The following is a 24,017-nucleotide window of genomic DNA, read 5'->3' as shown; positions in this document are numbered from 1 at the left end:
CCCCGCCAGTGGGAGTCCATGGCTTGAATGAAGTCCGGACGGACCAGTTTGGCACGGACCTCGTTCCACATCGGCCCACCCCTACGAACGACAATACCCTCCAGCGACTGACCGTTACAAAATCGACTGGGGGTATGGCTCGCCAGATGCTGCAATGCAGCAATTCATGGCGTGCCCTTGAAAAATACACGGGACCAACGCCACACCCGCAGCATCTGCCAGTTCATTGCGACGGACTGAGGACCAGAAAGCCTGCCGCGTGCAATGATACACATCAAAGAGCAAAAACCGGTCCGGCAAGGCGATATAGTCCAGCGAGTGGCGAGCTGCCACCCACTCGCCAAACGGTAGCTTCAGAGTGTCAACGCACCTCCTGCCGCCGCAGCGCTTCGATCAGATCCCCGCGCCGGAAGGTAGCCGAGAGCTGCTGCACCGAAACCTCCTGCCCGCCGTAGAGGCTGGACAGCGCCTGCTGGACATCCTCACGGGCCTGAACGAACCACGCTTCGCCACGGGATTCGATCAGCGCCCTCGCCTGCCCGAAGTTACGGTGGTCCAGCTGCTCCAGCCCCACGCTCATGGCAGCCAGCAGGCGCCGCCCCATCTGCATGGCAATGAAGCAGGACGCATAGCGCACGAACATTGGGTCGTCTTCCTGTGGGCGGCGGCGGCGGTTCTCGGAAATACGGTACAGCAGCGCAGCCAGCACCACCTGAGCGCCATTGAGCGACTCGGCGAAGATGGTGCCGTAAAGCTTGCCAAAGTGCTCACGCGTGAGAAAACGCGCCTGATGTGGCGCCTGCCGCCACACGGCCAGCACGGCCTCGGCTGCTGCCCCACTGGTGATGTCCTGCGGGCGTGGTGCCGTTTCCATCCGTTTGCGGCGGTAGGCGTAACCCAGTGCGCTGATACTCTGCTCCAGCTGCGTCTGCCGGGTGTCGTTGGCCCGCAGATCCTTCAGGTCCACCGGGTTCTGGCTGTTGGTGGCGTGCGTGATACGCGCCACGATGTCCTGATTGTCCGATGGCAGCTTGTAGATGCGCACCAGCACCGTGGCGTCGTCCGGCAGTGATCTGCCCTGCTGTTTCAGCTCTTCGGCCGTCCTGCAGATGGTCATGCAGGTCTGGCCGCCGTTGACGATCTGCAGGTTTTCCACCCTCACCTGATAGTCACTGCTCTGCAGGCCGTTGTAGGCAAAATCGTCACAGACCAGTGTCATGCCGTTGTTGAAGAAGTAGAAGTTCGATGACTCCGACGACTTCAGCGTGTTCCGAATGGCCTCGTTGACACGGTTGCCATGCAACCCCAGGTAGCGGCGGATGTTGCGCTCCAGCAGACGTTCACCATGGCGGTCCATCAGGGCGGCCACCTCACCCACCGACATGCGCCCTACACAGACACGGCTGAAGTTCATGTCTTCCACAATGGCCCTGCCGGTCAGACGGAGTGTGTCCGACACCGGACGCATGCGACCCAGAATACCAACCAGCACGTCGTGGTTGACGTGCTCCCAGCTCACCTGATTGCCAAAACCGGTACGGTCGATGTATGCCTGCGTCTGGGCATTCCAGATCAGCCCGTTGTTGCACGCAATGGCCCGGACGCGTGGAATGAAGCCATCCCGCACCAGCGAACGGGCCTGCTCCACCCGAGCCCGCAGCCGGTCGTTGATGGCGCCCAGTTCCGCCGACGGATCGAACAGATAGCGGATGGCATTGATGAGGGCTTCGATGCCGGACTGCTCAAAGGCTGAGGTGCCGTCGAGGCTCTTGCGGTACTTGCCCTGAAAGACCGTGACCGCAAACTCACCGTCCGACTCTTCCGTGATGTGAAACGCATCCACACCAAAGTCACCGCTGCCCTCGGTCAGGCAGTCGAAGGCCTCCTCGACCTCCAGGTCGAGCATGACCTTGACACAGAGGTAGACAAAGGCCAGCGACTTCAGGCGGCCGGGGTCCGTGATGGCCAGTTCGGTTGAGGCTAGGGAACGGATCTCGTCCTGGATGCCCGTGAGGCGCTGGTCGATGATGGAGGCGTTGAGGTTCATGGTTGACAAAAATGGCGGCCCGACTGCGACCGCCATGATAACGGGAGCCGGACAGCCCCGCCCCCAGAACACCGGCCGGCAGGCAAGGCGGCCCCGGATACCCGTGCCACAGACCGTCTACCTTCCGGCACACACGGCCGCTCACTGCAACCGGAACACTTCCTCCGGCGTATTGGCGGTAAGCACTGCCAGCGTCCAGCGAGCAAGCTGCTCCTGGCTGCCTGCTTCCACCCGGTCCAGCACCCCTGCCGCCGAGGCACCAAACTTGGCGGTCAGCAGGCTGATCAGGGTCTGCCGGGCGTTCTGGCGGCCCTCCTCGCGGCCCTCGGCACGACCTTCCTCGCGACCCTCTTCACGGCCGATCCGGCGGCCACGGCGTTCACCCCTGCGCTCCAGCTCTTCCCGTACGCTCATCATGTGTGCGTCCTCCTGTGCATAGATCTCTTTGTACCGGCGCTCTTCTTCCGCGTCAAGCTGTGCATAGGCGCGGATGAACTTCTCGAAATTCAATACGTTGTCGATGTCCTTCTCCAGCCGGATCAGGTTGCGGATGGCCCTGCCGACGATGTCGACCCTGTCCAGCCCCTTGCCGGACATGGTGGTCAGCAGCACCTGCTCGACCACGTTGTCCGTATCGATGTGGTCGATGGCCTGCCAGTCTGGCAAGACCACCGACACATAGCGGAACCACATGAACCGGTCGTCATCCACCATCATATCGAGCTGCTCCGGAATGTCGCGGCCACGGTGCAGGAATACCGTGACCGGCACAATCGCATCGGTCTTGCAGAGTTCCGACAGCAGCAAATAGTAGATGGCCATCTTCTTGAGACGAAAGCGGCTGGGCACGGTCTGCTGCTCGATCATGATGATGATCGCCTTGCGCCGTCCGTCGGGCCAGCGAATCTCCAGGGGCACGTCAAGTTCATGGAAGCGCTCGCCCAGCCGGTCTGCCGGCAGCTCCTGCCGAATGGGCGTGATGACGGCGCTTTCGTCCAGCAGGGCGCCACGCTTCGGGTCGAACAGCCGGATGGCCTCGCGGGGGTACTGGATGATGAGGCTCTTGAAATACTGGTCGTGACTGTGGCGCTTCCTGCGTTGCCTGCGCTTTTTCCGGGCCGGGGATTCTTCCCTGTCGGCCTTTGCTGCGCGGGTGGCGGGCGAAGACGCACGGGCCTTGATGTCATCGCTGTCGGTCATGATGCATGCCTGTGGGGTTGAGGGGAAACAACCCGGGCATTGCAGCAGGGACAGCGATGTGCGGCGAGGAAGCTGTCGCACCAGTGGTCAACCGGATTAGGCCATCTGGGTTAGGTCGACCGGATCAGGTCACCTGGATACGTCCACACCTTACTGCCGTTCCCACTCGGCACGCTGGACGAGCCCTTCTTCGTCGCGAATGAGGACACGGGCGCCGGGGGTAGGCGCCTGGGTGAGCTGGGTGGGCATGGGCGGGGGAAGTCTCCCGATGAACGGGAGATTATGGGGCCTGCCTGGGGGTGGGGCCAGCGGGAACTGCAGCCGGTGTCGCAAGGGGGGTACACAGGGCATGCCAGGCCGTCAGAAGCGATCTGTCGACGCTTCGGAGACATCCAAGGCGCTTGCAATTGTGTGTTGACATCTGGTGCACACTGAAGACAAGCTTTCCTGGAAAGAAAGGCAACCCATAACCCCAGGGAACAACGATGAGCCCGATTGAAAAAATACCCGAAGTCGACCTTGAAGCCGCCATGGCGCTGGACCCCGCAGAATGGGACATCCTTCGCGCCTACGAGAATGACGAGTTCGTGGATATTACTTCCGATGAACTCATCGAGAAGTTTCGTGCTGCCGCCCGGGCCACACGGGTACGACTGGACCGGGACGGACTGGACCCGCTGCTTTCATATGAAACATCGACAGAACCGGCCCCCCAGGCCAGCGCCGAAGAGCTGGAACGCTTCCGGGCATATGCCCGGGACGACTCGGCCCGCTAACCCTGCCCCCGGCAAGAATACCGTCTAACACATACCACGGAGACCTCCCATGCCCCTCTACGCCCTGGGCCCCCTGCATCCCACCCTCGCCCGCGGCAGCTGGGTGGCCCCCACCGCCACGCTGGTGGGTGATGTACACCTCGGTGAAAAGGCCACCGTGTGGTTCGGTGCCGTGCTGCGCGGCGACAATGACACGATCACCGTGGGCCATGGCAGCAATGTGCAGGACAATGCTGTGCTGCACGCAGACCAGGGCGTGCCGCTGACCATCGGCCAGAACGTGACGGTGGGCCACCAGGCCATGCTGCATGGCTGCACGGTGGGTGACGGGTCGCTGATCGGCATGCAGGCGGTGGTCTTGAATCGGGCACGGATCGGCCGCAACTGTCTGGTGGGTGCGGGCGCGCTGGTGACGGAGGGCCGGGTCTTCGAGGATGGCTGGCTCATTCTGGGGGCACCAGCCAGGGCCGTACGGCCGCTGACGGCCGACGAGATCGCGGGGCTGGCCCGCCCGGCTGCTACCTATCAGGCGCACGCTGCGCGCTATACACAGGATCTGAAAGCATGGACAGTTTGATTCGGTTTGGGTTCAACGAACGGATACGTGGCCAGGTGGTGCGGCTCGACAGGAGCTGGCTGCCGCTGGTGACGCATCACCAGCGCTATGGTGAGCGGGATGTGCCGCCGACCGTTCGCGAACGGATGGGCGAGCTGACGGCAGCGGGGCTGCTGCTGGCCTCGTCACTGAAGTTCGACGGGAGCCTGCTGCTGCAGATCCAGGGGACGGGGCCGGCCCGGCTGTTCGTGGCGGAGTGCCAGGCAGACGGCCGTTTCCGGGCCACGGTGAAGCTGCAGGAAGGCATGGCCATTCCGCACGATGCGTCGTTTGGCGATCTGGTGAATCCGGACGGCAGTGGCCGTTTTGCGGTAACACTGCTGCCCGCAAAGAATACGGCCCGTGCGGTGGACGGGCTGGACAATCCGTACCAGGGCATCATCCCCTTCGAAGGGGATACGGTGGCCGAGGTGCTGGAGAACTACATGAGCCTGTCGGAGCAGCTGCCCTCGCGGCTGTGGCTGGCGGCCAGCGAGCAGAGTGTGTTCGGGCTGCTGCTGCAGGTGATGCCGGGCACGAGCGACCAGCTGGCCACCGATGACGACGAGGGCCGGCTGCTGTGGGAACAGGTGCAGGCGCTGGCCGATACGCTGACGCGCGAGGAAATGCTGAACCTGCCGCCGGAGGAGGTGCTGCGCCGGCTGTTCTGGGAGACGGAGATCAGCGCCTATGACGAGCGCAGGCCGCGCTTCGAGTGCACCTGCTCGCGCGAGAAGGTGGCCGGCATGCTGAAGATGCTGGGCCGCGAGGAGGTGGAAGCCATTCTGGAGGAACAGCAGGGCGCCATTCAGGTGAACTGCGAGTTCTGCCGGCTGCCCTACCGCTTCGATGCGCAGCAGGTGGCGGCGCTGTTCCTGGAGCCCGAGGCGGAGGCCGGTGCGGTGCCCGAGGTGACACGCTGATTTGTATCAGTGCCCGGTGGCGGGCGAGTCCGGTGACGGGTTGATCTGCACGAAGATCTCGTCGGGCTTGACCATGCCCAGCCCGTAGCGGGCACGTTCTTCCACGGCCGAGGTGCCGCTGCGCAGGTCTTCCACTTCGGCTTCCAGGCCCTCGTTGCGCAGGCGCTTGCCGGTGTTGACCTCGCGCTGCAGGGCCAGCGATTCGCTCAGCTGCCAGACGCGCGACCAGCTGCCCTGCCCCAGCCACAGCGGGTACTGGATGAGAACGAGCAGACTGGCCAGGGCAACGAAGAGCAGACGCATTGCAAAATGAAAAGGAGGAAGGGGCTGCGCCGTCCATGCCATGTGCGGGTGCAGGCAGACGCAGGGACACCCCTGCACACCCAAGGGGGCCAGGGGCAGACGGAGACGCCGGGGCCGGCATCTTCCGCTGGGGAGCCTCTGCAAAGTCCTGCGGCTCCTTGGCTGCCGATGGTAAACAAAACCACGATGGTAAACAAAAATGGCCCGCGAACGGACCATTTTCGTGACGGACGCCCCTGTGGTGCGCCACGCAGGACGCACCACAGGGTACGGCATCAGCGACGGCGGATGCTGTAGAAGGCGTCGCGGCCCGGGTAGACAGCGGTTTCGCCCAGATCTTCCTCGATGCGCAGCAGCTGGTTGTATTTGGAGATACGGTCGCTGCGGGACATGGAGCCGGTCTTGATCTGCATGGCGTTGGTGGCCACGGCGATGTCGGCGATGGTGGTGTCTTCGGTTTCACCGGAGCGGTGGGAGACCACGGCGGTGTAGGCGTGGGTCTTGGCCAGTTCGATGGCGGAGAAGGTTTCCGTCAGGGTGCCAATCTGGTTGACCTTGATGAGGATCGAGTTGGCGATGCCCTTGTCGATGCCCTCGCGCAGGATCTTGGTGTTGGTGACGAACAGGTCGTCGCCCACCAGTTGGACCTTGTCGCCCAGGCGCTCGGTGAGGTGCTTCCAGCCATCCCAGTCGTTTTCGGCCATGCCGTCTTCGATGGAGATGATCGGGTATTTGGCCACCCAGTCGGACAGCAGCTTGGTGAACTCGGCGGCGGTGAGCACTTTCTTCTCGCCGGCCAGGTTGTACTTGCCGTCCTTGTAGAACTCGCTGGAGGCGCAATCCAGACCCAGGGCGATGTCTTCGCCCGGACGGTAGCCGGCCTTCTCGATGGCCTGAACGATCAGTTTCAGGGCTGCCTCGTGGCTGTCGACGGACGGGGCGAAGCCGCCTTCGTCACCGACGGAGGTGGGCATGCCGGCGTCGTTGATCAGCTTTTTGAGGGCGTGGAAGGTTTCGGCACCATAGCGCAGGGCTTCCCGGAAGGTGGGGGCACCCAGCGGGATGATCATGAATTCCTGCAGGTCGAGGTTGTTGTTGGCGTGGGCGCCGCCGTTGATGACGTTCATCATCGGGACCGGCAGGGCCATCTGGCCGGAACCGCCGAAGTAACGGTACAGCGGCAGGCCGGATTCTTCGGCAGCGGCACGGGCCACGGCCATGGACACGGCCAGCATGGCGTTGGCGCCCAGGTTGGCCTTGTTGTCGGTACCGTCCAGCTCGATCAGGGTACGGTCGACGTAGGCCTGTTCGGTGGCATCCAGGCCCAGCACGGCCTCGGAGATTTCGGTGTTGATGTTCTCGACCGCCTTCAGCACGCCCTTGCCGCCGTAGCGCTTGGCGTCGTTGTCACGCAGTTCGATGGCTTCGCGGGAGCCGGTGGAAGCACCGGACGGCACGGCGGCACGACCCATCACACCGGATTCGAGCAGGACATCGCACTCGACGGTGGGGTTGCCGCGCGAGTCGATGATCTCACGCCCGATAATGTCGACGATTGTACTCATTGGCCTTTCTCCTCAATCTAAGCCTTCAACACAGATCATGTTGAACTGTGCGGTTGCGCCTGCCCGCGTGGCGCGGGCCTGGCGGTACTGCTCCGAATCATAGTACCGGCGCGCCGCGTCCATGTCATCGAAACGGATGATGACGATGCGCTCGGGTCTCCAGTTGCCCTCGAAGACATCGACCTGCCCGCCCCGGGCGACGAAACGCCCGCCCCCGGCCGCGGTGGCCCGGGTGGAGAGTTCGCGGTAGGCGGCGATCTTCTCGGCGTCGGTGACACCGGCAATGTCGGCGATCACGTAGGCTGCCATGGGGTTACCTCCCTGGAAATCTATGACATTCCTTTACTTTCGGGATTATGCCTGCATTGGGGCTTTCCCGGGGGATAAAACCTTGCGGAAAGGTCGCGGCGCAACAGACGGCCGTAGCCCTTCGTCCGGACAGGCACCTGCAGCCAGCCAGGCCATACATGACCTGCCTCAACCGGCCAGGTCCAGTTCGGCAAAGCCCTGGCGCTTGACCACGGCGTCCAGTTCCTTCAGCGTGGCCAGCAGGTCGCGCATGCGAGCCAGCGGCCACGCATTGGGGCCGTCGGACAGTGCATGTTCCGGATCGGGGTGGGTTTCCATGAAGAGGCCGGCCACGCCGGTGGCCACGGCGGCCCGTGCGAGTACGGGGATGAATTCGCGCTGGCCACCGGAGCGGTCGCCCTGCCCGCCCGGCAGCTGCACCGAGTGGGTGGCGTCGAACACGACGGGACAGTCCGTTTCGCGCATGATGGCCAGCGAACGCATGTCGGAGACGAGGTTGTTGTAGCCGAAGCTGGCGCCCCGCTCGCAGACCATGACGCAGTCTTCGTCGACCCCGGCCTCCTTCGCGGCGGCACGGGCCTTGGCCACGACCTGCTTCATGTCGTGCGGGGCGAGAAACTGGCCCTTCTTGATGTTGACCGGCCGGCCACTGGCAGCCACCGCGTTGATGAAGTCGGTCTGGCGGCACAGGAAGGCCGGCGTCTGCAGTACGTCCACCACCTCGGCCACGGGTTTGATCTGGTCGATCTCGTGCACGTCGGTGACGACCGGCACGCCGATCTGGCGCTTCACTTCGGCGAGGATGCGCAGGCCGCCTTCCATGCCCGGGCCGCGGAAGGATTTGCCCGAGCTGCGGTTGGCCTTGTCGAAGGACGACTTGTAGACGAAGGGGATGTCCAGCGCGGCGCAGATTTCCTTCAGCTGGCCGGCAGTGTCGAGCGCGAGCTGTTCGGATTCGATGGCGCAGGGGCCGGCCAGCAGGAAGAACGGCTGGTCGAGCCCGGCGGTGCGTCCGGCGATTTTCATGTGGCGGGCTCCTGTGCAGGGGCGGTGGACGCGCAGCCGCAGCCCGAAGCGGTTGCGGCTGCAGCGGACACAGCGGCGGAAGCGGGCGTGGCCGCCGTGGCACTGCCCACGCCGGCGGCGGACACCGGGGAACCGGAAACACCCGCAGCAACGGCTCCAGGGGCTGCATCGCCCTCGGCGCCGGCCGCCTGCCTGCGCTGTTCGCCGGCGTGGGCGAGGGCGGCCTTGATGTAGGCGATGAACAGCGGATGGCCGTGGCGCGGGTTGGAGGTGAACTCGGGGTGGAACTGCACGCCGAGGAACCACGGATGGGCGTGTTCCCCCTGGGTGGGCAGCTCGATGGTCTCGGTCAGCCCCTCGACCGGGGTGCGGGCGGCAATGGTGAGACCGGCGGCTTCCAGGCGGTGGACGTAGTCGTTGTTGACCTCGAAGCGGTGACGGTGACGCTCGTAGACCGAGTCACCGTAGATGCTGGCCAGCAGCGTGCCGGACCTGACCGGGCAGCGCTGGGCACCCAGGCGCATGGTGCCGCCCAGGCCCGAGGAGTGGTCACGGCGCTCGACGTTGCCGCTGCGGTCGGTCCATTCGGTGATGAGGGCGATGACCGGGTTGGGGGTGTCGAGTTCGAACTCGGTGCTGTTGGCGCGGTCGAGCCCGGCCACGTGGCGGGCATATTCGACCACGGCCAGCTGCATGCCGAGGCAGATGCCCAGGTACGGCACCTTGTGCTCGCGGGCGTACTGGATGGCCCTGATCTTGCCCTCGACACCACGCTTGCCGAAGCCGCCCGGCACGAGGATGGCGTCGTAGTTGGCCAGCATGGCGGTGCCGTCACGCTCGATCTGCTCGGAGTCGAGATAGTCGATGGCGATGCGGGTGGAGGTGTGCATGCCGGCGTGCACCAGCGCCTCGGTCAGCGACTTGTAGGACTCGGTGAGATCGACATACTTGCCGACCATGGCGATGCGCACATGGTGACGCGGATGTTCGAGCCGCTGGATGAGGGTGTCCCAGATGCCCAGATCGGCCGGCGGGCGGTCGAGCTTCAGCAGGTCGACCAGGATGTCGTCGACCTTCTGCTCGTGCAGCATGCGCGGGATCTTGTAGATGGAGTCGGCATCCCGCACGGAAATGACGTGATCGACCGGGATGTTGGAAAAGAGGGAGATCTTGGCACGCTCGTCGTCGGGGATGCTGCGCTCGGCCCGGCACAGCACCATGTCGGCCTGGATGCCGATCTTGCGCAGCTCCTGCAGCGAGTGCTGGGTGGGCTTGGTTTTCAGCTCGCCGGCCGTGCCCAGATAGGGCACCAGCGTGAGATGCACGAAGCAGGCACTGCCGCGGCCGGCCTTGAGGCTCATCTGCCGGGCGGCCTCGAGGAAGGGCAACGATTCGATGTCGCCCACGGTGCCGCCGATCTCGACGATGGCCACCTCGGCCTCGGCCGGGGTGCCGACACCGGCGCCGCGTTCGACGAAGGCCTGGATTTCGTTGGTGATGTGCGGGATGACCTGCACGGTGCGGCCGAGATATTCGCCCCGGCGCTCCTTGCGGATGACGGAGTCGTAGATCTGGCCGGTGGTGAAGTTGTTGGAACGGCGCATGCGTGCGGAGACGAAGCGCTCGTAGTGGCCGAGATCGAGGTCGGTTTCGGCACCGTCTTCGGTGACGAAGACCTCACCGTGCTGGAACGGGCTCATGGTGCCCGGATCGACGTTGATGTAGGGATCAAGCTTCATCAACGTGACGTTGACACCGCGCGATTCGAGCAGCGCGGCCATCGAGGCGGCGGCAATTCCCTTGCCCAGGGATGACACCACGCCGCCGGTGACAAATACATATTTGGTCATGTATGCCCTTCCGGAAATGGTAATTGTAGCAATGATCGGGCGGCTGCCAAGGGGGGACGGGCGGCAGGACATGGTCCCTGGCGCGGGGCATGTACATGCTGTGCAGGCCGGATCGGATCATGTGTCCGGCACAGGGAGAATGTACGCAGTTGCGGCAGAAGGTGATCGTGCTGGACATGCTGCTCCCGGGTGCGGGGAATGTGCGCTCATGGCGCCCATGACAAGCCTGCGGCCGTGGCATGCTCCATGATGCGGGGAAGATGCCTTGTGGTCAGGGATGCCACGGAAGCGCCAGGGGAACGGCTGCGGCAATGCCCGCACGGCTGGCAGGGAAAACATTGACCGGCGGGTTTGCGCCGCCGCAAGCCTTCACCGACAATGTGCGCGCATGATGAACTCCGAGGATATGTGCGGGCGATGACCGGAAATCTGGGAATGGGCATGGGGCAGGATGAGCCGGTCGACGGCATCGAACGCGATGCCATGGAATTCGATGTGGTGGTGGTGGGCGCAGGCCCGGCAGGGCTGGCCACGGCCATCCGCCTGAAGCAGCTGGCGGCCGAACGCAGCCAGGACATCAGCGTCTGCGTGATCGAGAAAGGCGCCGAGGTCGGCGCGCACATCCTGTCGGGCGCGGTCATCGACCCCGGCGCGCTGGACGAGCTGCTGCCCGGCTGGAAGGAGAACGATCCGCCCGCCATGACGGCGGCCACCACCGACGAGGTGTTGTTCCTGTCGGCCGCTCACCAGCTGAAGGTGCCGGCCTGGGCCACGCCGCCGGCCATGCAGAACCATGGCAACTACATCGTCAGCCTGGCGCAGCTGACGCGCTGGCTGGGCGGGCAGGCCGAGGCGCTGGGGGTGGAGATCTACCCCGGCTTTCCGGCCGCCCGGGTGCTCTACACCGCGGAAGGCCAGGTCCGTGGCGTGGTGACGGGCGACATGGGTCTGGACCGTGACGGGCAGCCCACCGATGCCTTCCAGCCGGGCATGGAGCTGCTGGGCCGCTACACGGTGTTTGCCGAGGGTTCGCGCGGGCATCTGGGTCGTGCCCTGATCGAACGTTTCCGGCTGGATGCCGACAGCGATCCGCAGAGCTATGGCATTGGCATCAAGGAACTGTGGGAGGTCCGGCCGGAGCACTTTCGCCCCGGGCTGATCGTGCACACGGCCGGCTGGCCGCTCGACAACGCCACCTATGGCGGTGGCTTCATCTACCACTTCGGCGAGAACCGGGTGGCGGCGGGCTTCGTGGTCGGGCTCAATTACCAGAACCCGTACCTGTCACCGTTCGAGGAATTCCAGCGCTGGAAGACGCACCCTGCCCTGCGCGGTATGTTCGAGGGCGGCCGGCGGCTGGAATACGGCGCCCGGGCCATCACGGCAGGTGGGCTCAACGCCCTGCCGAAGCTGGTGTTTCCGGGTGGCTGCCTGGTGGGCTGCGATGCGGGCTTTCTGAACGCAGCGCGCATCAAGGGGACGCACACAGCCATCAAGAGCGGCATGCTGGCAGCCGGCGCCCTTGCCGATGCGCTGCAGGCAGGCCGCGCCCATGACGAGCTGTCGGCCTATCCGGAGGCCTTCCGGGCTTCGTGGCTGTACGGGGAACTCTGGAAAACGCGCAACTTCAAGGCCGCCATGGGCAAGGGACTGGTGATGGGCACGCTGCTGGTGGGACTGGACCAGACGGTGTTCCGCGGCCGGCTGCCGGTGACCCTGCACGTGAAGAAACCCGACCATCTCTACCTGAAACCGGCCAGCGAATGCCAGCCCATCGAATACCCGAGACCGGACGGCAAGCTGACCTTCGACCGCCTGTCATCGGTGTATCTCTCGGGGGTCAACCACGGGGAGCAGGAACCGGTGCACCTGCGGCTGAAGGACCCGAACGTGCCCACGGCCATCAACCTGCCCGAATATGCCGGCCCGGAGGCACGCTACTGCCCGGCCGCCGTGTACGAGTATGTGGAGCACGAGGATGGCTCGGGGCTGCGCCTGCAGATCAATGCACAGAACTGTGTGCACTGCAAGACCTGCGACATCAAGGATCCCACCCAGAACATCATCTGGACCCCGCCCGAGGGCGGCGGCGGGCCGGGCTACAGCAGCATGTAGCGTGTGAGGAAAGCTGGCGGCCCGTTTGTCACCGTGCAGGTCTACGCCATATGCTGACAGGGCGCCGTGCGCGGACAAGCCTGGCTACCCTGCATGACAGACAGTGCACGACCGGGACATGCAGCCGCACACGGCGCCTGCGGCCATATCCACGACCACAGCCATACCCACCGTCGGCCCCGGCAGCCGGATCGAAAAAAGCGCCCCGGAGGGCGCTTTTTTCTGTGGCGCACAGCGTTCTCGTGACGTGTTTCCCCGCCCTGCCATCAGGGCGGGCCTGATGGCGCACGCACGGCACACCGGCAGTGGCAGCCACCCGGCGGTGGGCTGCCCTGCCCGATGCGGCCGCGCACCGCCGTCAGTGACCGTCGTCGTCGCGCGGGGCCGGATCGGCCGTGCGGACGCTGACCGGGGCACGGCCGGCACCCGGCCGGCTGCCCTGGTTGTTGGCTTCGTTGACGACCAGGGTTCGCCCTTCCAGCAGTGAACCATTCAGGGCAGAGATGGCGGACTGTGCGCCATCCGCCGTGGTCATGGTGACGAACGCGAACCCGCGCGAGCGGCCGGTGTCGCGGTCTGAAATGATGCGGACACTCAGCACGTCACCATGGGCCGAAAACAGGTCGTTCAGCTGCTGGTCCGTGGTGCGCCACGGCAGGTTACCGACATAGATCTTGGTGGACATTTGACAGGTAAGACTTCCAGGAAAATGGACGAAACACGGTACGCGGCCGCCTGCCGCTCGCGCCTGGGCCAGCAGCAGGGGCAGCACAAACCCCCCTGGCCATGCAGGATCTGCCAGCGGCAGGCATCTGCAGGCGGGGTGGGCCATGACGAGAACGAGCGAGAACAGCCGTCCGTGCTTACGAACGGTAGAGAGCCAGCGCAAGGGACGATGGCAATCTCTGGAAGAGAGAGAACCATTTCGCTGCGAGAAACGGGATCTGCCCGGCCCGGGACTCGCGCTGCCGCAGGCGCCCCGGACGGGAACATCCGCACCGGACAGCACGGGACCGGAGAGAGAACCGCAGCCGTCGGATCAGGAACCCGGGCGGCACGATATGCAACGAAATGGCGGCAACGCAATGAGGAGGTTGCGCCGTCGGACTGCCTGAATGTACACCAGACTTGCACGCAAATAAGACAGAAAGCGCGCGCGACCGATTCCGCATTGCCACAATATGGGATTGTAACTTTTTTTGCGTACCGGAGCTTGAATCCCCTTCCGGACGCGTCATGGCGCTGTCCGGCACCTGCCAGGCACATGACACGCAGCTCATGACACGCCCGGGATGCCCCCGTGGTGCACTGCGACTTGCCAAGCGGTCGATACTGGACAAGAATACAGATGACCCGCACTCATGGATTCGCCTATGCGCCCCCTCACCCCCCGGCAGCGCGAAGTGCTCCTGCAGATCCAGCTGCACCTCGAACAGACCGGTTTTCCGCCCACCCGCGCCGAAATTGCCGACGCCCTGGGCTTTCGCTCCGTCAACGCCGCCGAAGACCATCTCAAGGCCCTGGTCCGCAAGGGCATGATCGAAACCTGTGCCGGCATGTCGCGCGGCATCCGCCTGCTGCCGCCCGCCGAGGCCGAGCTGCGGGCAGCCGGGCACGACGGCCCGTTCCCGGGTACGGGCACAGCGACCAGCGCCGGAGCCGTGACAGACGTGCTGCTGCCCGTGAATGGCCGGGCGGCCGATCCCGGTGCCTGGCGCACGGCCCATACGGTGGGCGCTGCCGGCGGCAACTGGAACGACCCGCCACCGGGCGTGCCGGCACTGCGTGGCCGCCCGCCCGTGGGCGCCTCCACCCGGTCGCGTTCCCGGGCACCGGCCGCCCCACGCGCAGGCACCCAGCGCACGGGCGCCGGCATGGCAACGGCGCCGCAGGCCGATGTGCCCGGTGTTTCGCTGCCCCTCATCGGCCGGGTGGCGGCCGGGCGGCCGCTGCTGGCCGTGGAGCACGTGGAGGCCGTCTACAGCCTGGATGCCAGCCTGTTCGAGCGCCGGCCCGACTATCTGCTGCGGGTGCAGGGCGACAGCATGCGCGACGCCGGCATGCTCGACGGCGACCTGCTGGCCGTCAAGGCAACCACCGACGCCCACAACGGGCAGATCGTCGTGGCCCGGCTGGGCAACGACGTGACGGTCAAGCGCCTGCAGCGCGACGAGCGTCACCGCACTCTGGCCCTGCTGCCCGAAAACCCGGCCTATCAGCCCATCACGGTCGATCCGGCGGTGGAAGAGTTCCAGATCGAGGGTATCGGCGTGGGGCTCATCCGGCAGCGGCCGTCACGGCTGTAGCAACAGGCCGGGCACTCAGGCGTCCGGTGTGGCCGGCAGCAGGCGGGCATTCAGCGTATAGGTGCCGGTGATGCTGGCCGAGCCCAGGCTGTGACGGGCAATGAGATCCTGCACCTGACGGCCGTCGAAACGCCCCTCCAGCGGCAGGCGGTCGACATCCAGCGCATGCACGATGAACTCGTAGCGGTGCACCAGCGCATCGTTCCATGGCGGGCAGGCGCCATCGTAGCCGTAGTAGTCGCCACTCATGTCGTGGTCGGTGGCAAACCACTGGGTGTAGTCGTTCACCCCCTGGCGGCTGCCATCGGGCAGCTCGGGACCGGGCTTGCCGCGCGGCGAGACCTGGCTGGAATAGGCCCCCTCCTCCAGCGCCCGGCGTCCAGCCGGCAGATCGACCAGGATCCAGTGATAGAAATCGGCCCGTGGCAGCTCGGCCGGTACCTCGCGGTCGGGGTGATTGACATCGTCGGGCTTCGACGGCGCGTCATGGTCGACGCACAGGATGGCAAACGACCGGGTGCCCTCGGGCACTTCGTCCCAGGCCAGGTGCGGATTGCGGTTGTCGGCCAGCGCCACCCGGGTGGCAGGATCCGGCCGGGCAAAGGCCAGCTTCCCGGGCAGGGGCTGACCGGCTGCAAAGGAATCACTGCGCAGTTTCATCGGTGTCATCTCCTTTCATCGGTGCCATTCTCCCGGAGCGCGTCATGGACCTGTCTGCCGGCACGCGGATCGAAAAACAGACCCATCGGACGCGCTGGCGCCATGGCAACGCCGGCTGATTGCGCGCCGACGGGGGCAATTTGAACAAGTTTAGCATTCTGCCGCCCTCCGGTTTTCCCCGGCGCGGACAAAGGGGCCCGCAGTTGTTTAACATGACTGCACACTCACATTCCCTGGTTCGATTCTCTAGTTCGGGAGACACGTTCATGTCGGCAGACAACGTCATCATCTTTCGGGAACCCGCCACGGCAGACGGCCGGCGCATCGGCCACGCCACGCTGAATGCCCCGGCCTCGCTGAATGCCCTGTCGCTGGACATGGTCGAGCAGCTCAACCGCCAGATCAAGAGCTGGATCCGGGATCCGGACGTGGTGGCCATCGTGCTGGATGGCGCAGGTGAGCGCGCTTTCAGCGCCGGTGCTGATATTCGCGATCTCTACCATTCCATCCGCGAATACGGCAACCGGCCCAACCCCTATGCGCAGCATTTCTTCTTTACCGAGTATGCGCTGGACTATCGCATCCATACCTGTCCAAAGCCCCTGCTCTGCTGGGGGCATGGCATCGTGATGGGAGGCGGCGTGGGGCTGCTGGCGGGTGCCTCGCACCGGGTGGTGACGCCGCAGACGCGGATGGCCATGCCGGAGATCGGTATCGGGCTGTTTCCGGATGTGGGCGGCAGCTGGTTCCTGAACCGCTTTCCGGGGCGGGCCGGGCTGTTCGTGGGCCTGACCGCGGCGCCGATGAATGCCTCGGATGCGCTCTTTGCCGGCATGGCCGATTTCTGTCTGGACGACAGCTCGCGGCAGGCCGTGCTGGACGACATCCTGCGTCATCGCTGGGGTACCGACACGGCGGCAAACAAGGCACAGATGACCCGGCTGCTGGACGCCCACGAGAACGGGAACCAGGCCGAACGGGCCCCTTCGGCCCTGCGCCAGCACTTCGACCTGATCCGCAAGACCGTGGGCATGGCCAGCCTGAAGGACACGGCCGAGCGTCTGCTGGCGCTGCCGGTCCATGATGATCCGTGGCTGGCCACGGCCGTGGAGAATTTCCGCCGGGGCAGCCCCACCTCGGCCGCGCTGGCCTGGGAGCTGCAGCAGCGCTGCCGTCACCGCTCGCTGGCCGACGTGTTCCGCATCGAATACAACGTGGCCATCAGCTGCTGCGCGGCGCACGATTTTGCCGAGGGGGTACGGGCACTGCTGATCGACAAGGACAAAAAGCCCCAGTGGCAGCCGCCCACACTGGATGCGGTGGCATCGTCCTTCATCGAAAGCCACTTCCGCGACCACCACGACGGGACACACCCGCTGTCGGGCTGGCGCTGAGCACCAGACCAGCACCGGGCGGCGGGCTGGCGCGGAGATGGCGCCGGAAGCCGGGCAGGCGTCCGCCACTCCGGCGCAGACCGGGCGATTGCTTCGGAATCGGGTGCCCGGTCCGTGCTTGCGTGGCTCAGACTTGCTGTGCCTGTGGCAGATCGGGCAGCGGATCCTGGCCCATGTCCGGCATGCCGTCGAAGAAGTCGACCATGCCGGTTTCGAGCGAATACTCGGCACCCACCACCAGCAGCCCCTCGTGCTCGATCCAGTGTTCGAGAATGGGCGAGCCGTGACGCAGGTGATTGGCAGCGTTGCGGATGTTGGCGCGCACCGCCATTTTCTTGAGACGTTCCGGGTCGTGCGCCAGTTCGGTTTCGAGCAGGGGCTCGACCGACGGGCGGATGCGGTCGACCACGGCACGCAGGTTGGGCGAGCGGCCACGGGCCGGCAGTTTCAGCTCTTCCAGCGTGGCAGAGATGGCACCGCAGCCGGAATGCCCAAGCACCACCACCAGCCGGGTGCTGAAGCGTTCGACGGCAAATTCGACGCTGCCGATCTGGGACGGGGCGACGATGTTGCCGGCCACGCGGATGACGAACAGTTCCCCCAGCCCCTGGTCGAACACCAGCTCGCCGGGAACGCGGGAATCGGCACAGCCGAGCAGCACGGCAAAGGGTTGCTGCCCCATGATCAGCTGGGCCCGGCGTGCCTGGTTGGTGGCCAGCGCCACGCCTCCCAGGCCGGCCACGAAACGCCGGTTGCCGTCTTGCAGGATTCTGAGAGCTTCGATGGCAGAAATCATGGTGTGGCAGAAACAGCAATGGATCTGCCGATATTAACCCATTCTGCAGGAAGGGATTAGCGCGGGTCAGGGACGCAGCGACGGTGCCGGACCGGCACCTGCCATGCGCAGCACACCATTGCGGCGGGCCAGCACCGAGGCGCCACCGGCCGCGGCAATGAAGTCGTAGCCCTGGGCCACGCGGGTGGGCTTGAGCTGGTCGTCGAGTTTCGTGTCGGCCAGCTGGCCGAAGCCGTTGCTGCCCCAGGCCCAGACACTGCCGTCACGCTTGAGCGCCACGGTATGGGCCCCCCCCGCGGCCACCGAGGTGAAGCCCGTGCCGATCTGCACCGGCGACAGGCGGTCTTCACGGGTACCGTCACCCAGCTGGCCCAGCAGGTTGCTGCCCCAGGCCCACAGCGTGCCATCGCGACGGATGGCAAAGGACTGGGCGGTGGCGGCCGTGACCTTGCTGAAGTTCTCGCCGATCTGCACCGGGCGTGACTGGTCCTTTTCATCGCCCGTGCCCAGCCGGCCACCCTCGCCGCGGCCCCAGGCCCACAGGCGACCCTTGCGGTCGATGGCCATCGAGTAGCCGGCACCAGCGGCCACGCTGGCAAAGCCCTGGCCGATCGGCGTCGGGGTGGTGACCACCTCCTGCGCGCCATTGCCCACTTCGCCCCAGCGATTCTCGCCCCAGGCCAGCAGCGTACCATCGCGGCGCACGGCCAGGCTGTGGCGGTCACCGGCGGCAATGGCCACGATATCGCGTGCTATCCAGATGGGGCGATCCTGCGGGGCGTGGCTGGTCTGGCCATTGCCCAGCTGGCCGTAGCGGTCGTCACCCCAGACCCAGAGGTTGCCATGACGGTCGAGGGCCAGCGCGTGCGAGCCACCGGCGGCCACGGCCTGATATTCACGGCCGGGCAGCGGCAGGAAATCGGCCACCACGGTCTGGGCAATGCCCACGCCCAGCTGGCCGCGGGTGTTGAGGCCGCGCGCCCACAGGCGACCGTCGGCACCCAGCACCAGCGTGAAGTCACGGGCCTGGGCCACGCCGGCCACCTCGCCGAGCAGGCCGGTGGGTACCTCGCGCAGCGGTTCGGCGTCGATGCGCGCCGTGACCGCCGGCTGCGGCGAGGAACTGACGGCGGTGAGCGGCGTCGTCAGCGCCAGCCGCACCCCATTGCCCAGCGCAATTGCGCCGAGCAGCGCGGTCACGGCCAGACCGCTGTATACCCCTGTGGCCAGCACACGCTGAGTTTTTGCCGCCAGCAACGCCATTGTCCTGCTCCCTGTTCGAATCCCGATGTGTTGGAAGCAGCATTGTGGGTGGCGGCATGAAAGACGCCGCCGGTGCACCGGATGCAGCCCGTTCCAGCGGCGGTACTGGCCAGCCGGCCGGCGTTGGGCGTGCCCGGACAGCGACGGCGCATGGCACGGAAAAACAACAATGGAGGGGGGTGGCAGCCGTGGAGCGGCTGGCGTAACTGACATGGCTGGCGTGGTTGGCGCAGCCAGTGTGATTGGCGTAGCTGGTGTGATCGGCGCAGCTGGCGTGATTGACGCAGCTGGCGCGCTTGGCCCTGCGGTGCACTTCCGGGCAGCTGGGACGCAACCGCAGTGCGTGACTGCGGTGCGTGGCTGTAGTGCACTGTTGACGGGTCGCCTTACTGCGCGCCCAGCTGTTTGACGAGGTCTTCGTAGCCGCCGCGGTTCTCGACGTGGGTGTAGCCTTCGGCCGTCAGGGCCTGACGGGCCCGCTCGGCACGCCGTCCGCTCTTGCAGTAGAGCATCACCGGGGTGTTCTTGTCGGGGGCCACGGTGTGGATCTGGCTGACGATGTCCTCGACCGGAATGTTGTGGGCACCTTCGAGGTGACCGGCCTGGTACTCGGCCGGCGTACGCACGTCGACCCAGACGGCCTTCGCCTCGGTGGCGGCCGGCGACTGTACGGCCCCCTGGGCAGAAGCTGCGGCATGCTCATGGCCGGTCGGGGCGGAGGCATCGGTACTGCCGGCCTGGGCGGCGCAGGCGGTGAGGAACGCGGCCGCAGCGCAGGCGGTCAGCAGGCGGGAGGGAGCACGGGAAAGAATCGGCATGAGGTTTTCCTTGAAAGAAGACGCCGGCCATCACCCGCAGGCCAAGGCCCCGGAAACTGACGCCCGGGCGGCGTCGCCCGGCGGCGGCAGCCATTGCCAGGCGGACGACAGGAGCAGGCTGGCAGCAGCAGGCACCACCAGCCCGTCAGCGGGTGGCCGGCGTTGGCCATGGTACAGCCTTTGTGCCAGCCGGAACCCGGGTTGTGGGCCACACCCTACGTATCCTGAACATGACATTGCCCCACGCAATGCAGCCCCCGCGCGCGGGGCAAGGGAGCCAAAACGCTCGCAGACTGTTGCAGAGGCTCCCAGGCGCTCAGGACACCACGTGGGCCAGCCCGCGGGCCAGATCGGCGCAGATATCGTCAGGCGATTCGAGCCCGATGGCCATGCGCAGCTGCCCCTCGCCGATACCGGCGGCCGCCTTGGCTTCGGGGCTCATTCGGGCGTGCGTCGTACTGCCCGGATGGGTGATGGTGGTCTTCACGTCTCCGAGGTTGGCCGTGACGGAAATGACGCGACAGCCGTTGACCACGGCCCAGGCATGCTGGCGCGCCACCTCGGGCGTATCGCCCTGGACCTCGAAGGCCAGCACCGGGCCGAAGCCACTCTGCTGCGACACGGCCAGTGCATGCTGCGGATGGCTTTCCAGACCGGGGTAGAAGACGCGCTTCACGCCCGGCTGGGCTTCCAGCCAGCGGGCCACGGCCAGGGCGTTGTCGGACTGGGCACGCATGCGCACCGGCAGCGTCTGCAGGCCACCCAGCAGGATCCAGGCGTTGAAGGCCGACAGTGCCGGGCCGGTGTGGCGCAGCACGGGCTCCAGTTTTTCCTTCATGTAGGGGTTGGAGCCCAGCACGGCGCCCCCCATCACGCGTCCCTGGCCATCGAGGTACTTGGTGGCCGAGTGCACGACGATGTCCGCCCCCAGCTTCAGCGGCTGCTGCAGGGCCGGGGTGCAGAAAGTGTTGTCCACCACCAGCAGGATGCCGCGGTCGTGGGCCAGCCTGGCCAGCGCGCGGATGTCGGCGATCTCGGTGGAGGGGTTGGCCGGGCTTTCGACGAACAGGAAGCGGGTTTCGGGCCGGATGGCGGCCTCCCACGCAGCCAGGTCGTCGATCTTCACATAGGTGGTGCTGACGTCGTAGCGCTCGAACAGCCCCAGCACGCTGACGGTGGTACCAAATACGGCCTGCGAACAGACGATGTGGTCCCCCGCCCCGGTCAGGCTCATGATCACCGCATGGATGGCCGCCATGCCGGACGCAGCCGACATGCAGGATTCAGCCCCTTCCAGCGCAGCCAGCCGGTCCTGGAAGACCCGCACGGTGGGATTGCGAAAGCGCGAATAGATGAAGCCATCGACCTCGCCCGCAAACTTGGCCGCCGCATGGGCCGCATCGTCGTGCATGAAGCTGGAGCTGAGATAGATGGGCTCGGTGTGCTCGCCATAGGGGCCGGCGTCGTAGCCGGCACGGACCGCCAGCGTCTCGGGCTGCACGCCGGCCAGACGCACCTGCCAGGGAGCCCGGCCCGATGCAGCCACTGTCGCATCGCTGGCGGAAGGTGTCGTGCCTGAAACACCCGGGACCGTGTGGCCGGCGGATGTATCACCTGAAACAGCCGGTGCCGCGCGGCCGGCGGAGGATGTACCACCGGAAGCGACCGGTGCCGCATGGCCGGTGGCGGACGTTGCATGGGAAGCAGCCGCGGCAGCGGGCTTGCCGGAAGCGGAAGAATCTGCAGACATGATGAAAGCGTAAAAAACGAAGAAAAGAGGGTTCAGCGTGTGCAGGTTACTCCGGAAGCAAACAGCACGCCGCCGCCGATATGCGAAAAACGACTATCAGCACACCATGGAGCGTGTCATGAACACATTCCCCGACAACCTGGCCCGTCCCCGCTGCAAGCCTGATGGGCCAACCCACCTCACCCCGCCCGGCTGCGGCTGGCCTCCAGCGCAGCCAGCCATTCGGGCGTGACATCCCCGGTGCAGTACTGGCCGTCGAAGCAGGAAGCCTCGAACTGGCGGGCGTGGGTGCCGGCATCCAGCACGGCCTGTTTCATGGCGTCGATCGACTGGTAGACCAACGCGTCGGCACCGATGGCCTCGCGGATCTGCTCGTCGTCGCGCTCGTGGGCGATCAGCTCGCTGCGCGTGGGCATGTCGATGCCGTACACGTTGGGAAAACGCACCGGGGGCGCGGCCGAAGCGAAGAACACCTTGTTGGCACCGGCCTCGCGGGCCATCTGCACGATCTCGCGCGAGGTGGTGCCACGCACGATGGAATCGTCCACCAGCAGCACGTTCTTGCCCCGAAACTCGATGCTCATGGCGTTGAGCTTCTGGCGCACCGATTTGCGGCGTACCGACTGGCCGGGCATGATGAAGGTGCGGCCGACGTAGCGGTTCTTGATGAAGCCCTCGCGGTAGTTCAGGCCCAGCCGGCTGGCCAGCTGCATGGCCGAGGGGCGCGAGGTCTCGGGGATGGGAATGACCACATCGATGTCGCCGGCCTGCATCTGCCGGGCCACCGTTTCGGCCAGGTTCTCGCCCAGCTTCAGACGCACGTCGTACACCGAGGCGCCATCGATGACCGAGTCGGGACGCGCAAAGTAGACGTACTCGAAGATGCAGGGCGTGAGCGGGCCGGCCTGTTCATACAGGCGGCTGTGGAAGTTGCCGTCCATGTCGATGAACACGGCCTCACCGGGCGCCAGATCACGCACCAGCCGAAACCCCATGCCCTCCAGCGCCACCGATTCGGAGGCGATCAGATATTCGGTCTGGCCATTCGGTGCCTCGGCCACGCCATAGCAGAGCGGCCGGATGCCCATGGGATCACGGAAGGCCAGCAGGCCGTAGCCGGAGATCTCGGCCACGCAGGCATAGGCGCCGCGCACCCGACGATGCAGGGTGGCCACGGCCCGGAAGATGGTGTCCGGGTCGAGCGACACACCGCGGGCCTCGTTGTCCAGCTCGTGTGCCAGCACGTTGAGCAGCACTTCCGAGTCGGAATCGGTGTTGATGTGGCGACGGTCGCGCTGGAACAGCTCCTGCTTGAGCTGTTCGGTGTTGGTGAGGTTGCCGTTGTGGGCAAAGGTGATGCCGAATGGCGCATTCACATAGAAGGGCTGGGCCTCCTCCGAACAGACGGCCGATCCGGCCGTGGGGTAGCGCACATGGCCGATGCCGGTGTTGCCCGGGAGCGCCCGCATGTTGCGGGTACGAAAGACATCGCGCACCAGGCCACTGTCCTTGTGCACCGCAAAGTTGCGGCCACTGCAGGTGGCAATGCCGGCAGCATCCTGCCCCCGGTGCTGCAGCAGCAGCAGTCCGTCATACAACAGCTGATTGGCGGGCGACTGCCCCGCCAGACCCAGAACTCCGCACATATCGGTCCCCACCTCGATGCAGAAAGGAACGGCTCGACCATTCGCACGGCCGGCAGGGCTGCCGCCATCCACCCTGCCCGGCTGAAAACTGCTGGCAGCGGGTGCTGGCGCCACCCCTGCCGGAATCTGCGGGGAGCGCCGTCAGGCCCCGCGGGCCCCCTGCGCATTCTGCGCCAGGAACTGGAAGCCTACGGCCGAGAGCGCATCCAGCAGCGGCCTGGCGTGCGCCTTCTGCCAGGAGAGCCCCGGGGGCGCCACCCCCTGGTTGATGGCAATGGTGGCGGCCATGGCCAGCACCATGACGATCACCGCGGCGCGGGCAGCCCCCAGGACCGCCCCGAAGAAGCGGTCCAGCCCGCCCAGGCCGATGGCACGCATCGCCCGGCTGACCATGAAGCCCGCCCACTTGCAGAGAATGAACAGCACGAGGAACACCAGCACCTCGAGCACCACCGGCGGCATGCTGATGCCGGCCACCCAGGGCCGGAGCGCACCGGCCACCAGACCGGTGAACAGGAAGGCGATCACCCAGGCGGCCAGCCCGAATGCCGTGCGGATGAAGCCACGCCACAGGCCCAGGGCGATGGACAGGAGGGCCACCACGCCGATGGTCCAGTCCCAGAGGGTCGCGTCGGCAAACCAGGTGGACATGGGATGTTCTGCTCCGGGAGGAAT

At 65.9% G+C, this 24,017-nt stretch carries 21 protein-coding genes and 3 pseudogenes; 8 read left to right on the top strand and 16 right to left on the bottom strand.

What is annotated here, in order from left to right; all coding sequences use genetic code 11:
• Nucleotides 1–114: 114 nt before the first annotated feature.
• From EHV23_RS16575 to EHV23_RS03695, 3 genes are all read right to left on the bottom strand, one after another.
• Nucleotides 115–333, bottom strand: a complete 219-nt coding sequence (locus EHV23_RS16575) for an RNA ligase family protein (RefSeq protein ID WP_203228861.1) — start codon at nucleotides 331–333, stop codon at nucleotides 115–117.
• Nucleotides 334–361: 28 nt separating this feature from the next.
• On the bottom strand, nucleotides 362–2,047 hold the full coding sequence (locus EHV23_RS03700) for an AIPR family protein (RefSeq protein WP_125094768.1): 1,686 nt from the start codon (nucleotides 2,045–2,047) through the stop codon (nucleotides 362–364).
• Between the two features lie 141 nt (nucleotides 2,048–2,188).
• Entirely contained in the window at nucleotides 2,189–3,247 is a 1,059-nt protein-coding gene (locus tag EHV23_RS03695; RefSeq protein WP_125094767.1) for a hypothetical protein, read from the bottom strand.
• Nucleotides 3,248–3,732: 485 nt separating this feature from the next.
• Between EHV23_RS03695 and EHV23_RS03690 the strand changes: the two genes are divergently transcribed.
• The 3 genes from EHV23_RS03690 to hslO are packed head-to-tail and all read left to right on the top strand — an operon-like array spanning nucleotide 3,733 to nucleotide 5,541.
• On the top strand, nucleotides 3,733–4,023 hold the full coding sequence (locus EHV23_RS03690; RefSeq protein ID WP_125094766.1) for a hypothetical protein: 291 nt from the start codon (nucleotides 3,733–3,735) through the stop codon (nucleotides 4,021–4,023).
• A 49-nt stretch (nucleotides 4,024–4,072) separates the two neighbouring features.
• The gene (locus EHV23_RS03685; RefSeq protein ID WP_125094765.1) at nucleotides 4,073–4,600 is read left to right on the top strand and encodes a gamma carbonic anhydrase family protein; all 528 of its coding nucleotides are present in this window, start codon (nucleotides 4,073–4,075) and stop codon (nucleotides 4,598–4,600) included.
• Nucleotides 4,588–5,541 (top strand): Hsp33 family molecular chaperone HslO, encoded by a 954-nt coding sequence (hslO, locus tag EHV23_RS03680; protein WP_125094764.1) that lies wholly within the window; start codon nucleotides 4,588–4,590, stop codon nucleotides 5,539–5,541. The genes EHV23_RS03685 and hslO overlap by 13 nt, the downstream gene beginning before the upstream one ends.
• 6 nt (nucleotides 5,542–5,547) lie before the next feature.
• On the opposite strand, the gene ftsB is transcribed toward hslO, so the two are convergent.
• The 5 genes and pseudogenes from ftsB to EHV23_RS03655 all read right to left on the bottom strand — a co-directional run.
• Nucleotides 5,548–5,844: a cell division protein FtsB gene (gene ftsB, locus EHV23_RS03675; protein ID WP_125094763.1), complete on the bottom strand. Its 297-nt coding sequence runs from the start codon at nucleotides 5,842–5,844 to the stop codon at nucleotides 5,548–5,550.
• Nucleotides 5,845–6,119: 275 nt separating this feature from the next.
• The gene (eno, locus tag EHV23_RS03670) at nucleotides 6,120–7,409 is read right to left on the bottom strand and encodes a phosphopyruvate hydratase (protein ID WP_125094762.1); all 1,290 of its coding nucleotides are present in this window, start codon (nucleotides 7,407–7,409) and stop codon (nucleotides 6,120–6,122) included.
• Between the two features lie 12 nt (nucleotides 7,410–7,421).
• Nucleotides 7,422–7,718 (bottom strand): DUF1330 domain-containing protein, encoded by a 297-nt coding sequence (locus EHV23_RS03665; protein ID WP_125094761.1) that lies wholly within the window; start codon nucleotides 7,716–7,718, stop codon nucleotides 7,422–7,424.
• A 168-nt stretch (nucleotides 7,719–7,886) separates the two neighbouring features.
• Nucleotides 7,887–8,744 carry a 3-deoxy-8-phosphooctulonate synthase gene (gene kdsA / locus EHV23_RS03660; RefSeq protein ID WP_125094760.1) on the bottom strand — a complete coding sequence of 286 codons (858 nt, stop codon included), beginning with the start codon at nucleotides 8,742–8,744 and terminating at the stop codon, nucleotides 7,887–7,889.
• Nucleotides 8,745–8,929: 185 nt separating this feature from the next.
• Nucleotides 8,930–10,594 (bottom strand): annotated as a pseudogene (locus EHV23_RS03655) (CTP synthase); the annotation flags it as partial.
• Nucleotides 10,595–11,035: 441 nt separating this feature from the next.
• Here EHV23_RS03655 and EHV23_RS03650 point away from each other — a divergent pair.
• Nucleotides 11,036–12,709 (top strand): electron transfer flavoprotein-ubiquinone oxidoreductase, encoded by a 1,674-nt coding sequence (locus EHV23_RS03650; protein ID WP_125095494.1) that lies wholly within the window; start codon nucleotides 11,036–11,038, stop codon nucleotides 12,707–12,709.
• Nucleotides 12,710–13,067: 358 nt separating this feature from the next.
• Here EHV23_RS03650 and EHV23_RS03645 read toward each other — a convergent pair whose 3' ends face one another.
• Nucleotides 13,068–13,394, bottom strand: a complete 327-nt coding sequence (locus EHV23_RS03645) for an RNA recognition motif domain-containing protein (protein WP_125094759.1) — start codon at nucleotides 13,392–13,394, stop codon at nucleotides 13,068–13,070.
• Nucleotides 13,395–14,082: 688 nt separating this feature from the next.
• Here EHV23_RS03645 and EHV23_RS15885 point away from each other — a divergent pair.
• Together EHV23_RS15885 and lexA are read left to right on the top strand one after the other, a co-directional pair.
• Nucleotides 14,083–14,290, top strand: a pseudogene (locus EHV23_RS15885) (LexA family protein); the annotation flags it as partial.
• Nucleotides 14,291–14,595: 305 nt separating this feature from the next.
• A pseudogene (lexA, locus tag EHV23_RS15880) lies at nucleotides 14,596–15,015 on the top strand (transcriptional repressor LexA); the annotation flags it as partial.
• A 15-nt stretch (nucleotides 15,016–15,030) separates the two neighbouring features.
• On the opposite strand, the gene EHV23_RS03635 reads toward lexA, so the two are convergent.
• On the bottom strand, nucleotides 15,031–15,675 hold the full coding sequence (locus EHV23_RS03635) for a YbhB/YbcL family Raf kinase inhibitor-like protein (RefSeq protein WP_125094757.1): 645 nt from the start codon (nucleotides 15,673–15,675) through the stop codon (nucleotides 15,031–15,033).
• A 266-nt stretch (nucleotides 15,676–15,941) separates the two neighbouring features.
• Between EHV23_RS03635 and EHV23_RS03630 the strand changes: the two genes are divergently transcribed.
• Nucleotides 15,942–17,069, top strand: coding sequence for an enoyl-CoA hydratase/isomerase family protein (locus EHV23_RS03630; RefSeq protein WP_125094756.1), 1,128 nt, complete (start codon nucleotides 15,942–15,944; stop codon nucleotides 17,067–17,069).
• Between the two features lie 127 nt (nucleotides 17,070–17,196).
• On the opposite strand, the gene EHV23_RS03625 is transcribed toward EHV23_RS03630, so the two are convergent.
• Nucleotides 17,197–17,865 carry a carbonic anhydrase gene (locus EHV23_RS03625; RefSeq protein ID WP_125094755.1) on the bottom strand — a complete coding sequence of 223 codons (669 nt, stop codon included), beginning with the start codon at nucleotides 17,863–17,865 and terminating at the stop codon, nucleotides 17,197–17,199.
• Between the two features lie 66 nt (nucleotides 17,866–17,931).
• A complete protein-coding gene (locus EHV23_RS03620; protein WP_158615821.1) occupies nucleotides 17,932–19,128 on the bottom strand; it encodes an RCC1 domain-containing protein in 1,197 nt (398 codons plus the stop codon).
• A 56-nt stretch (nucleotides 19,129–19,184) separates the two neighbouring features.
• Here EHV23_RS03620 and EHV23_RS15165 point away from each other — a divergent pair, with 56 nt between their 5' ends.
• Nucleotides 19,185–19,334, top strand: a complete 150-nt coding sequence (locus EHV23_RS15165) for a hypothetical protein (protein WP_158615820.1) — start codon at nucleotides 19,185–19,187, stop codon at nucleotides 19,332–19,334.
• Between the two features lie 180 nt (nucleotides 19,335–19,514).
• Here the strand turns inward: EHV23_RS15165 and EHV23_RS03615 are convergent, their stop codons facing one another.
• From EHV23_RS03615 to EHV23_RS03600, 4 genes are all read right to left on the bottom strand, one after another.
• Nucleotides 19,515–19,946, bottom strand: coding sequence for a rhodanese-like domain-containing protein (locus tag EHV23_RS03615; protein ID WP_125094753.1), 432 nt, complete (start codon nucleotides 19,944–19,946; stop codon nucleotides 19,515–19,517).
• A gap of 316 nt (nucleotides 19,947–20,262) precedes the next feature.
• Nucleotides 20,263–21,696: an O-succinylhomoserine sulfhydrylase gene (locus EHV23_RS03610; protein ID WP_238990257.1), complete on the bottom strand. Its 1,434-nt coding sequence runs from the start codon at nucleotides 21,694–21,696 to the stop codon at nucleotides 20,263–20,265.
• Between the two features lie 179 nt (nucleotides 21,697–21,875).
• Nucleotides 21,876–23,342: an amidophosphoribosyltransferase gene (gene purF, locus EHV23_RS03605; RefSeq protein WP_125094752.1), complete on the bottom strand. Its 1,467-nt coding sequence runs from the start codon at nucleotides 23,340–23,342 to the stop codon at nucleotides 21,876–21,878.
• A gap of 141 nt (nucleotides 23,343–23,483) precedes the next feature.
• Nucleotides 23,484–23,993 (bottom strand): CvpA family protein, encoded by a 510-nt coding sequence (locus EHV23_RS03600; RefSeq protein ID WP_125094751.1) that lies wholly within the window; start codon nucleotides 23,991–23,993, stop codon nucleotides 23,484–23,486.
• Between the last annotated feature and the right edge of the window lie 24 nt (nucleotides 23,994–24,017).

The sequence above is a fragment of the Lautropia dentalis genome, from assembly GCF_003892345.1.
In the GTDB taxonomy this organism is placed as follows: Bacteria; Pseudomonadota; Gammaproteobacteria; order Burkholderiales; family Burkholderiaceae_E; genus Lautropia; species Lautropia dentalis.
The sequence above is the reverse complement of the archived record's forward strand: the minus strand, read 5'-3'. Positions and strand labels throughout refer to the sequence as shown.